This is a genomic window from Parabacteroides sp. Marseille-P3160, from assembly GCF_900162725.1.
In the GTDB taxonomy this organism is placed as follows: domain Bacteria; phylum Bacteroidota; class Bacteroidia; order Bacteroidales; family Tannerellaceae; genus Marseille-P3160.
Map to the genome: position 1 here is coordinate 2,371,567 of NZ_LT799418.1, position 10,715 is coordinate 2,382,281.

Annotated in this window: 11 protein-coding genes; 6 read left to right on the plus strand and 5 right to left on the minus strand. The window is 48.4% G+C overall.

What is annotated here, in order from left to right:
- Nucleotides 1–103 precede the first annotated feature (103 nt).
- From BQ8014_RS09480 to BQ8014_RS09490, 3 genes are read left to right on the plus strand one after another with little or no spacing between them, the layout of a single operon-like run.
- Complete coding sequence (locus BQ8014_RS09480; protein WP_080904124.1) at nt 104–715, plus strand: trimeric intracellular cation channel family protein; 612 nt, start codon at nt 104–106, stop codon at nt 713–715.
- A 35-nt stretch (nt 716–750) separates the two neighbouring features.
- The gene (locus BQ8014_RS09485) at nt 751–1,812 is read left to right on the plus strand and encodes an asparaginase (protein WP_080905905.1); all 1,062 of its coding nucleotides are present in this window, start codon (nt 751–753) and stop codon (nt 1,810–1,812) included.
- A 38-nt stretch (nt 1,813–1,850) separates the two neighbouring features.
- Nucleotides 1,851–2,654, plus strand: coding sequence for an MBL fold metallo-hydrolase (locus BQ8014_RS09490; RefSeq protein WP_080904125.1), 804 nt, complete (start codon nt 1,851–1,853; stop codon nt 2,652–2,654).
- A gap of 3 nt (nt 2,655–2,657) precedes the next feature.
- On the opposite strand, the gene BQ8014_RS09495 is transcribed toward BQ8014_RS09490, so the two are convergent.
- Entirely contained in the window at nt 2,658–4,028 is a 1,371-nt protein-coding gene (locus BQ8014_RS09495) for an MltF family protein (RefSeq protein WP_080904126.1), read from the minus strand.
- Nucleotides 4,029–4,031: 3 nt separating this feature from the next.
- Nucleotides 4,032–5,447: a 23S rRNA (uracil(1939)-C(5))-methyltransferase RlmD gene (gene rlmD / locus BQ8014_RS09500; protein ID WP_080905906.1), complete on the minus strand. Its 1,416-nt coding sequence runs from the start codon at nt 5,445–5,447 to the stop codon at nt 4,032–4,034.
- Nucleotides 5,448–5,743: 296 nt separating this feature from the next.
- On the opposite strand from rlmD, the gene BQ8014_RS09505 reads away from it, so the two are divergent.
- The gene (locus BQ8014_RS09505) at nt 5,744–6,400 is read left to right on the plus strand and encodes an NAD(P)-dependent oxidoreductase (protein ID WP_080904127.1); all 657 of its coding nucleotides are present in this window, start codon (nt 5,744–5,746) and stop codon (nt 6,398–6,400) included.
- Nucleotides 6,401–6,604: 204 nt separating this feature from the next.
- Nucleotides 6,605–6,928 carry an RNA recognition motif domain-containing protein gene (locus BQ8014_RS09510; protein WP_080904128.1) on the plus strand — a complete coding sequence of 108 codons (324 nt, stop codon included), beginning with the start codon at nt 6,605–6,607 and terminating at the stop codon, nt 6,926–6,928.
- A gap of 116 nt (nt 6,929–7,044) precedes the next feature.
- Here BQ8014_RS09510 and BQ8014_RS09515 read toward each other — a convergent pair whose 3' ends face one another.
- Complete coding sequence (locus BQ8014_RS09515) at nt 7,045–7,296, minus strand: hypothetical protein (RefSeq protein WP_080904129.1); 252 nt, start codon at nt 7,294–7,296, stop codon at nt 7,045–7,047.
- 162 nt (nt 7,297–7,458) lie between these two features.
- Here BQ8014_RS09515 and BQ8014_RS09520 point away from each other — a divergent pair, with 162 nt between their 5' ends.
- Entirely contained in the window at nt 7,459–9,336 is a 1,878-nt protein-coding gene (locus tag BQ8014_RS09520; RefSeq protein WP_080904130.1) for an ABC-F family ATP-binding cassette domain-containing protein, read from the plus strand.
- Between the two features lie 3 nt (nt 9,337–9,339).
- On the opposite strand, the gene BQ8014_RS09525 is transcribed toward BQ8014_RS09520, so the two are convergent.
- Nucleotides 9,340–10,311 carry a M48 family metallopeptidase gene (locus tag BQ8014_RS09525; protein ID WP_080904131.1) on the minus strand — a complete coding sequence of 324 codons (972 nt, stop codon included), beginning with the start codon at nt 10,309–10,311 and terminating at the stop codon, nt 9,340–9,342.
- 15 nt (nt 10,312–10,326) lie between these two features.
- A partial coding sequence (locus tag BQ8014_RS09530) for a LemA family protein (protein WP_139785162.1) occupies nt 10,327–10,715 on the minus strand: 389 nt, incomplete at its 5' end.

Sequence of the window (10,715 nt, forward strand, 5' to 3'; positions counted from 1 at the left end):
ATATCCGTTAAATGCACTAACGAATCATTGTAAAACCTGAAGCCGGAAGCGTTTTTTCATCCGGCAATGAAAACTAATACGTATTTTTGCGGGAAAAAACATAATGATAGATTTTATTACACTTTGCGACTATACCGGAACCTTCGCCTTTGCCATAAGCGGCATCCGGCTGGCTTCGGCCAAACAATTTGATTGGTTTGGCGCTTACGTGGTCGGACTGGTAACGGCAGTGGGAGGGGGAACGATTCGCGACATACTGCTCAATTCAACGCCTTTCTGGATGGAACACATTTCTTACTTGGTCGTTTCCGGGCTGGCGCTGCTCTTTGTGATTATTTTCCGGAAGTATGTAATCCGGATTACCAATACAGTCTTTATCTTTGATGCCATCGGATTGGGGCTTTTTGTGGTCGTAGGCATAGCCAAAACCCTGGACTATGGCTTTCCGATGTGGGTGGCAATCGTGATGGGAACGATTACAGGCTCTTTCGGCGGGATGATTCGGGATATCCTGATCAATGAGATTCCGCTGCTTTTCCGGAAGGATATCTATGCATTGGCTTGCGTCCTGGGGGGCATTGTTTACATTGTCTGCCTCCATTTTTCGGTTTCACTCCCGATGACACAGTTTATTGCGGCTCTCAGTGTTTTCGTCACACGCGTACTCGCTGTTCGTTATCATATCAGCGTTCCGGTACTGAAGGGTGAAGAATAATTAGTAACTTTGCAAAGAATTTGGGCGAAAAAGAGATGGACAACAACAAACAAAAAGCTTCCATATTGTTAATATATACCGGTGGAACAATCGGTATGATTGAGAATACGGAAACTGGAATGCTCGAAGCTTTCAATTTTCAGCATTTAATGAATCATGTGCCGGAATTAAAACGGTTGGGATATTCGGTATCCAGCCTTCAGTTCGATCCTCCACTGGACTCTTCCGATATGGGACCCGATTCATGGATGAAGATTACCCGGATCATTGCGGATAATTATCAGAAATATGACGGCTTTGTCATTCTCCATGGAACGGATACAATGTCGTTCACCGCTTCCGCACTCAGTTTTATGCTGGAGAATCTGAGTAAACCGGTTATTCTGACTGGTTCCCAACTTCCTATCGGCATGATCCGGACTGACGGTAAGGAAAACCTGATTACGGCGATCGAGATTGCCGCCGCCAAAGAAAACGGGCTGCCGGTTGTGCCGGAGGTCTGCATCTTCTTTGAAAACGAATTATTCCGCGGCAACCGGACGAGTAAGATCAATGCGGATAATTTCAATGCTTTTCGTTCATACAACTATCCCTCGCTGGCAAAGGCCGGGATTTATATAAAATACGATACGGCTCAGATTTACCGTCCCGCATCGCGCAAGCCTTTGAAGGCCCACTATTTATTAGACCGGAATATCGCAATCCTCAAATTATTTCCCGGTATTTCCCCTAATGTCGTCGAAAGCATTCTGACGATCCCGAACTTGAAGGGAGTGGTGATGGAAACCTTCGGTAGCGGAAACGCTCCTTCATGCGATTGGTTTATCAACATGCTGAAGGAGGCGGTCGGCCGGGGATTGGTGATCGTGAACGTCACCCAGTGCAGCGCCGGCGTGGTGGAAATGCACCGGTATGAGACCGGGCATAAGTTGTTGGACGTGGGAGTTGTCAGCGGCTTCGATAGTACGACCGAATCGGCCGTAGCCAAGCTGATGTTTCTTTTCGGGCACAATTTGTCGCCGGAAGAGGTGAAAGAACATATGAACTGTTCCTTGATCGGCGAGGTAACATTGCCGGGCTTTGGCAGTAATCGCTAAGGAAACGGTTCAAAGAGAATGATGCAAGTAATATAAATATGATACTAAGATTTCTAAGTTTAGCAAGTGGAAGCAGCGGAAACTGCTATTATCTGGGAACTCCCGATTATGGCATTCTCATTGATGCCGGCATAGGAATCCGTTCAATCAGGAAAATACTGAGAGACAGAGATATTCCTTTTGAAAAGATCGTTAGCGTATTAATTACGCATGACCATGCCGACCACATTAAAACCGTAGGTTGCCTGGGGGAGAAATGGAATATCCCCGTATATGCAACCGAAAAAGTACATAAGGGGATAGAGAAGAGCCGGTATGTAGAAGAAACATTGTATGGGTCGCGTAGAATAATCGAAAAAGAAGTTCCGTTTATGATACGCGATTTTCATATCACCCCTTTTGAAGTTCCCCACGACAGCAGCGATAACGTGGGCTATTACATCGAATACGGGCCTCACCGTTTTACTATTGCTACCGATGTGGGGCATATTACGGATACGGTCAGCCATTACCTTTGCCTGGCGAACCACCTGATCATCGAATCGAACTATGATGAAGAGATGCTTCGGTTCGGCAGTTATCCTGTTTTCCTTAAAGAGAGGGTCTCCAGCCCGACCGGCCATCTGAGTAACCGTGAAGCGGCCGAGTTCCTGGCTACCCATTATACTCCGGAGCTGAAGGATATCTGGCTTTGTCATTTGAGCCGGGAAAACAATCATCCCGAACTTGCCTTCAAGACAATCGACATACGCCTTTTCCAGGAAGGAATCCGCGTGGGCAAAGACGTGAATCTGGTCGCGCTGAAACGGACGACTCCTTCGGAGGTCTATGTGTTTGAATAGGAATCAGTGTGGTACTTGCTTCCGGTAATACCGGAAGCGGGCCATCACTTCCTTCACATAGCTGACTGTTTCGGAACCGCGCAGGTATCCGTGTTTGCAAACCGGATCGTTGTAATAGACCGGATCGTTTTTTAACCGCACATATTCGGAAACATCCTCCCACAGATAAGGATTCCGGCCATATTTCCGCGCCAGTTGCTGGGCGTCGTAGATATGCCCGATACCGGCATTGTAGGATGCAAGGGTGAATTTTATCTTTTCTTCGGGATGAGTTACATTTTTGAAGCCGTTACGGAAGCGGCGCAGGCATTCCACGCCGAGACGGATACTGGCATCTGCTTCGTTCAGATCGCCCGGGGAGGCGCCCAAAGCACGCGCCGTCCGCGGCATGATCCCCATGATCCCCTGCGCTCCGGCCCATGAAGTGGCCTGGGGGTTGAAATGCGATTCCTGATAGGCTATGGAGGCCAGCAACTGCCATTTCCATCCCAAGGAATGGGCGTGCTTTCTGAAGGAAGAATCATAGGCGGATATCTTTCCGTTTCGTATTTCCGGCGTAGAATATTCCAGTGCGCGTTTGCTCATTTCAAAATAGCGTTTGCTGGCTGTGTCGGACCGCTTGCGGTGGGTCTGGTCGGAGGCCCAGGCATTAATCGCTTTCGCCAGTTCGGGGCTGCTTTTCCGGACAATCCAGGAAGAGCGCTGGAAGAAGGAGATCTGTAAATCGACGTTGATATTCCAGTAATAAGTCTTGTTCAAGCGGGCGATATCGTCGTCGCTGACCGTATAAGGGATTTCACCCTTGGATACCATCTCGATCAGGTCTTCCGTCGTAACCGTGTCTTTTTCAATGTCTTTTATGAGCAATCCTCCGCCTAATTCGACGTTCAGGTTGAGCAGCCGGTCATATTGCTTGGTATGGCCTTTGACATAAATTTCCTTGCCGATCAACTGGGTCACGTCCGTCAGGATCGTGTCCCCCCGGTCGGCCCGTTGGACGATGACTTGCGTAGATTGCCTTTCCAGCCCGCAGTAAAGCGCCTTTTCCTTCAGTTTATTTTCGATCTGGATCGGGTAGGCTACCACGTCCGCCTCTCCGTTTTGAAGCATTTCCACCAGGCGAATGCTGTTTTCCGCCACCTTGATATTCAGTTTCAGGCCTTGCGATTCGGCAAAGTCCCGGATCAGGTCATACTCGTATCCCATCGGTTCGGCCTTGTATTGGAAGTAGGAGGTGGAACTGTACAAAGTAACCGCCGTAATTTCTCCTTTCGACTTTATCTGCGGCAGGTCTACTTGTTCCTGCTGCTTCTGGGGAGTGCATCCCAGAAAAAGTAGAAGCGGAAAGAGTAGGGAGGTGGCGGCTTTCTTCATCGCTTACGCTTTTTTTTCGAGTAAGACTACATTTTCCACATGTTGCGTATGGGGAAACATATCGACCGGCTGCACTTTCCTTACGGCGTATTTCCGGTCTAATAATTGCAGATCCCGCGCTTGCGTCGCCGGATTGCAACTTACGTACACGATCCGCTCCGGTTCGGCAAAGAGGATGGTTCCGATCACATCGTCATGCATACCGGCGCGGGGAGGATCTGTGATGATTACGTCCGGCCGGCCGTGGTGGCGGATAAATTCTTCGGTCAACAAGTCTTTCATGTCGCCGGCAAAGAATTCGGTATTTGCCAACCCGTTGAGCGAGGCATTGATTTTGGCGTCTTCAATGGCTTCCGGAACATATTCGATCCCGATGACCTTCTTGGCCCGGCGGGAAACGAAATTGGCGATAGTCCCCGTGCCGGTATACAAGTCGTAGACTGTTTCCCCGCCGCTTAACCCGGCAAATTCACGGGTTACCTGGTAAAGGCGGTAAGCCTGTTCGCTATTGGTTTGGTAAAACGATTTCGGTCCGACCTTGAATTTCAACCCTTCCATCTCCTCGATGATATGGTCTTTTCCTTTGAAAAGCCGTATTTCCTGATCTGTAATCGTGTCGTTGCATTTCTCATTGATGACATACATCAGGGATGTGATTTCCGGGAAACGTCCGGCCACGTGCGACAACAGGGCCTCACGGCGCGCTGTGTCTTCATGGAAAAAGACGACGATAATCATCAGTTCTCCGGTCGAGGAAGTGCGCACCACCAGCGTACGGATAAATCCCTCCTGGTTCCTGAGATCGAAAAACGGATAGCCTTCATGTGTGAGGCAATATTCTTTGACGCACAACCGGATCTGATTGGAAAGATCGCTTTGCAGCCAGCATTTGTGAATATCAAGCACTTTGTCGAACATGCCCGGGATATGGAACCCGGCGCCGTTCATCTGTCGGCCGCCGCCATCCGTATCCTTCTCTTCTTCCGTCAGCCAGCGTTTGTTCGAAAAGGTAAATTCCAGTTTGTTCCGGTAAAAGGTTGTTTTTTCGGAACCGATAATCGGATATTGTTCCCCCAAAGGGACTTTTCCGATTCGCGTCAGGTTGTCGATTACCTGCTTTTGTTTGAACTTCAGCTGCTCTTCGTAGGGGAGATGTTGCCATTTGCATCCTCCGCAGACGCCGAAATGTTCGCAGAACGGTTCGGCGCGAAGGGAGGAATAAGACCGGATGCGGACAGCCTTACCTTCGGCATAATTCTTCTTTTTGCGGGTGATCTGAAGATCGACTACGTCGCCCGGAGCCACAAAGGGGATGAAAACGACCAATTCATCTATTTTTGCGATCGCCTTCCCCTCGGCGCCTACATCCGTAATAGTTACTCCTTCCAACAGAGGTAACGGTTTTCTTTTTCTTGCCAACACGATTCAGTTTTCAATTTGCCTGCAAAAATACACATTATATCCCGTTCGAGGAACTATGAACGAGGAATGATGAGCGAGGAACGGAATATATGGTTTATACTTCATGGCACCTTGTTCCAAAAGATAGTAAGATTTGCTAATATCTGCTAAATTATTTGCTTATCATCCAAAGTTTTATTCATTTTATCAAAAATGAAAAGGAGGTGTGGTAAAAGAGAATTACAAATGACTTCACAATGTCGTATAGATAAAGGAAATAAGAGTGTTTAATCAATAAAAAAAGAAAAATCAACATGAAAATCGCATTGATTGGAGCTACCGGATTTGTAGGTTCACACATTTTAAAAGAATTACTAAGCAGAAAAAAATACCAGGTGACGGCTATTGCCCGGAATATTGATAAGATCGACGTAAAATCGCCTAATCTTACATCCGTCAGCGTCGATGTGTTAAATACGGAGGAATTGGCCCGGGCCTTGAAAGATTGCAAGGCGGTTATCAGCGCTTATAACCCCGGATGGGGGAATCCGAATATTTATGAGGACTTCCTGAAAGGATACGAGTCCATACAGCAAGCTGTTAAGGGGGCCAATATCAAACGTTTTATTGTGATTGGCGGAGCCGGCAGCCTCTATGTAGAAGGAGGAAAGCAGCTTGTCGATTCGGATGATTTCCCAAAAGAAATAAAACCGGGCGCTACGGCTGCGAGGGATTATTTTGAAGCATTGAAAAGGGAGACTTACCTTGACTGGACCTTCTTCTCTCCCGCCATACAAATGAACCCGGAGGTTACGACCGGACGGACCGGCAAGTACCGCCTCGGAAAGGACACGCCGGTGATCGGAAAAGACGGGACTTCCACTTTATCCGTTGAAGACCTGGCCGTCGTAATCGTGGACGAACTGGAAAACAAGAAGTTTTCGAGGAAACAATTTACGGCAGGTTATTGACTGGGTTAAAAAATCATAAAAAAGTGGAGCCGCTTTTTATTGTAAAGCAAAGAATCGTTGTTTGTCCGTTTTTTGTCTTACATTTGCCTCAACATTTGAGATTTTATTACAGACACATTCTTGTCCTTTAATTTGAAAAATTAAGTAAAGTCTGCACGTATGCAGTAATCCCTCATCTGATTATTAATCAATTATTTTTTTATAATGAACATTTACATTTCAAATTTGAGCGAGGGCGTAAATGACGCTGACTTAAAAGATGCGTTTGCAGAGTACGGAGAGGTTTCTTCCTCTAAAGTAATTTTGGACAGAGAATCTGGAAAATCCAGAGGATTCGGTTTTGTAGAAATGCCGAATGATGCCGAAGCAAATAAAGCAATTAGCGAGTTGAACGGAGCTGAATATGACGGCAAAGTAATCACCGTGAACATTGCAAAACCGAGAGAGAACAGAGATAACCGCAGTTTCGGTGGAAACCGTGGCGGCGGTAACGATCGTCGCGGCGGCTATAGCTCAAGGAGGTATTGATTCTTATCCTTCATTGAAGAAGCAAAAAAGAGGACATGGATAATGTCCTCTTTTTTATTGTGGTGTACCGTGCATAATATCCGGGAAAGAATCCGTTCTTCCGCCGAAGGCTTCTCTTACATTTTCAAGGTAGGTTCGGGTTGCCTATCCTGGTTCCTGAACCGGATGAGCTGCAGCAGATCCTTCAGCTTTTGCCAGCAAAAACCTTGGTTTGCCACTCTGAGTAGGGCCGCCTGCTCCTTATCCGGCACTTCCAGCTCCTCAAATAAATTCAATATCTCTTCTCCCGTCTTTTTCAGGCAAGAACGATATTCATCCTCCTTCCGGGGACTTTGTATATTATAACAATAACAATTCGTACAATCCATCTCTTTGTGTCCGTATTAGTTTCTATTTTACAAATATGTAAGATTTCTCCGACCGGAACAAATAACTTCGGATAAATAATATTTATGCAGGGTAAGAAGAAATCTTTCCTCCGGTTAGTTTTATTATCTTTGTCTGCACTAAGGATAAAGAATGAAAAGAAGATGATAAGTTTTTTGCAGGTTGATAAGTTGACAAAGAGTTTTGGCGACTTACTGTTATTTGAGGAGATTACTTTCGGGATTGCGCAGGGTGAGAAGATCGGGTTGATTGCAAAGAACGGAGCCGGAAAGACTACATTGCTCAATATTATCGGCGGAAAGGAGGATTATGACAGCGGTTCGGTCGTTTTCCGGAATGACCTGCGTGTCGGCTACCTGGAGCAGACTCCTTACTATCCCGGCTCTTTAACCGTCCTGCAGGCCTGTTTTTATTCCCCGAACGAAACCATCCTCCTGATTGCGGACTATGAAGCTGCCATGGCTTCGGGCGATACCTCCGGCCTGGAGGAGATCCTTATGCGGATGGACAATGGGAAGGCTTGGGATTACGAGCGGAAAGCCAAACAGATCCTTTCCCAATTAAAGATAACAAACTATGACCAACGGATCGACCAGCTCTCCGGAGGGCAGTTGAAGCGGGTCGCCCTGGCTAATGTCCTCATTACGGAACCGGAGCTGATCATCCTCGACGAACCGACTAACCACCTCGACCTGGATATGATCGAATGGCTGGAAGAATACTTAAGCCGTTCCACCATCAGCCTCCTGATGGTGACGCACGACCGTTACTTCCTCGATCGCGTCTGCAATAAAATACTGGAAATAGACAATCAGCGGATTTACCGCTATGACGGCAATTACGCATATTACCTGGAGAAACGGCAGGAGCGGGTAGAGGCAAGCAATGCGGAGACCGACCGGGCCAAAAACCTCTTGCGTACCGAACTGGACTGGATGCGCCGCCAGCCGCAGGCGCGGGGCACGAAGGCCAAATACCGGATCGATGCCTTCTACGACCTTCAGAAAAAAGCCCGGCAGGCGCAGGACGCCGGTAATGTAAACCTGAATGTCAAAGCTTCCTATATCGGTTCGAAAATATTCGAAGCGATGCATGTCAGTAAGAGTTACGGCGATTTAAGGCTCGTTTCGGATTTCAATTATGTGTTCTCCCGTTATGAGAAGCTCGGTATTGTCGGAAACAACGGAACCGGAAAATCCACCTTTATTAAGATGCTGATGGGAGAGGTGGCGCCCGACCGGGGGCATTTCGATATCGGCGAAACGGTCAACTTCGGATATTATAGCCAGGAAGGCCTGCAATTCGACGAACAAATGAAGGTCATCGACGTCGTGCAGGACATTGCCGAATACATCACCCTCGGGGACGGGAAGACGCTCGGCGTTTCCCAATTCCTGAACTATTTCCTCTTCCCTCCCGAAAAGCAGCACAGCTATGTCTACAAACTGAGCGGGGGCGAGAAGCGCAGACTCTATCTATGCACGGTGCTGATGCGGAATCCCAACTTCCTGGTGCTCGACGAACCGACCAATGATCTCGATATTGTGACCTTGAATGTGCTGGAGGAATACCTGCAGAGTTTTAAGGGCTGTGTGATCGTCGTGTCGCACGACCGTTATTTTATGGACAAGGTTGTCGATCATATCCTTGTATTCGAAGGGAATGCGGTCATTAAGGATTTTCCCGGGAATTATACGGATTACCGCGAATTCAAAGGGGAACAGGAACGCCTGAAGAAAGAAGAAGAAGCCGCGACGGTTACCAAGGCGACTCCGGCCAAACCGAACAACCGTCCGGTGAATGAAGTGAAGAAGCTGACTTTCAACGAACGCCGCGAACTGGATGCCCTGGATGCCTCCATCCCTCTTTTGGAGGAGGAAAAGGCGCATATCGAAGAAAAGATGAGCAGCGGCGCACTTTCACCCGGCGATTTGTTGGAAAAGTCGAAACGGATAGCCGAACTGATCGACCTGATTGACGCCCAGACAATGCGTTGGCTGGAGCTCAGCGAGCGGGCCTGACGGTCAGAAGGCTTCCAATACCCGGATCCGCTCTTCGATCGGCGGGGGGGTGGCAAATAGTTTGCCGAAAAAGGATGGCTTTTTATCCAATGCATTTTCGATGAACAGCTGGGCGACGTCCTCGCGGGTTACCGCCTCGATGCGAGGATCCCCGGAGATTTTCCGTAGCGCCGAAGCCAGCGCCTCCGGGCGTTTGGTCATCTCCACCGCTCCGGCGTCGGCCATGTATTCCCGGTTCCGGGAGATGGCGAACCGCATGACCATGCTGATCAGATAGCCGATTGCTGCCAATACGAGGATCAGCAGGATAATAATGATGTTATTGTTGTTTTTGTTCCGGTTGTTCCCGCCTCCGGACAAGGCTCCGTAGCGTACGGAACGCATCGCCATTTCAGTCAGGAAGGCGAAGATGCCGACAAAGATGATCGAAACGATCAGCAGCCGTACATCCCGGTTCCGGATATGGGTAAGTTCGTGGGCGATTACTCCTTCCAATTCCTCGTCATTCAGTTTGTTGATGATTCCGCGCGAGAGTGTGACCGTATAGGTTTTTTCGTTGATTCCGCTGGCGAAGGCGTTCAGCGAGTCATCCTCGATCACGTTTATTTTCGGCATCGTCATCCCCTGCGACATGCAGAGGTTTTCCACTAGGTTATACACCCGCATATTCTCTTTCCGGCTCAGCGAATGGGCGGAAGTCGCCTTATTGATCATCGAGGTATGGGAGAAATAGGCAATGACGAACCATAGTCCGCAAGCCAGGACGACAAAGGGCAGGGCATTCAGGAACAGATAGTTGACCCCGTCGATGTTCACGCCCTGATCCGGCCGTTCCGAATTGGAGGCGACCAGCAGTTCCAGCAGGAAAAAGAAAAGCCAGCTCAGCGCAACCAATAAAACCGGGAAAAGAATGAGTAACAGGGCGGAACGCTGATTGTTCCGCCGTATTTGGGTCTGAATGCCGAGATATTTCATGAACGGTTATGACTGTTAGAATTTTACCTCCGGAGCCTTGTCCAGGACGGCGCGTTGGTTTTCGCCGACGTCGAACATCGGTTCCCGTTTGAATCCGAACATTCCGGCGATTAGGTTGGCGGGGAAGACTTCCACCGCATTATTATATTCCTTGGTAGCCGAATTGAAGAAACGGCGGACGGCAGCCAGCTTGTTTTCCACGTCGGAGATCTCTTCCTGCAAATGCATGAAGTTCTGGTTCGCCTTCAGCTCCGGATAGGCTTCCAGCGTGACGCGAAGTCCGGCAAGCGCGGAAGACAGCTTATTTTCAGCCACAATTTTTTCGTCGATACTGTTGGCGGAAACAGCCGCCGTACGCGCTTTGGCAAGATCGATCAGCGTTTGGTTCTCATGTTTCATATATC

Excerpts from the sequence above, each read along its gene's own strand:
- BQ8014_RS09520 (WP_080904130.1), top strand. The coding sequence starts at position 7,459 with ATGATAAGTTTTTTGCAGGTTGATAAGTTGACAAAGAGTTTTGGCGAC.
- BQ8014_RS09480 (WP_080904124.1), top strand. The coding sequence starts at position 104 with ATGATAGATTTTATTACACTTTGCGACTATACCGGAACCTTCGCCTTT.
- BQ8014_RS09485 (WP_080905905.1), top strand. The coding sequence starts at position 751 with ATGGACAACAACAAACAAAAAGCTTCCATATTGTTAATATATACCGGT.
- BQ8014_RS09490 (WP_080904125.1), top strand. The coding sequence starts at position 1,851 with ATGATACTAAGATTTCTAAGTTTAGCAAGTGGAAGCAGCGGAAACTGC.
- BQ8014_RS09525 (WP_080904131.1), bottom strand. The coding sequence starts at position 10,311 with ATGAAATATCTCGGCATTCAGACCCAAATACGGCGGAACAATCAGCGT.
- BQ8014_RS09510 (WP_080904128.1), top strand. The coding sequence starts at position 6,605 with ATGAACATTTACATTTCAAATTTGAGCGAGGGCGTAAATGACGCTGAC.
- BQ8014_RS09515 (WP_080904129.1), bottom strand. The coding sequence starts at position 7,296 with ATGGATTGTACGAATTGTTATTGTTATAATATACAAAGTCCCCGGAAG.
- BQ8014_RS09505 (WP_080904127.1), top strand. The coding sequence starts at position 5,744 with ATGAAAATCGCATTGATTGGAGCTACCGGATTTGTAGGTTCACACATT.
- BQ8014_RS09495 (WP_080904126.1), bottom strand. The coding sequence starts at position 4,028 with ATGAAGAAAGCCGCCACCTCCCTACTCTTTCCGCTTCTACTTTTTCTG.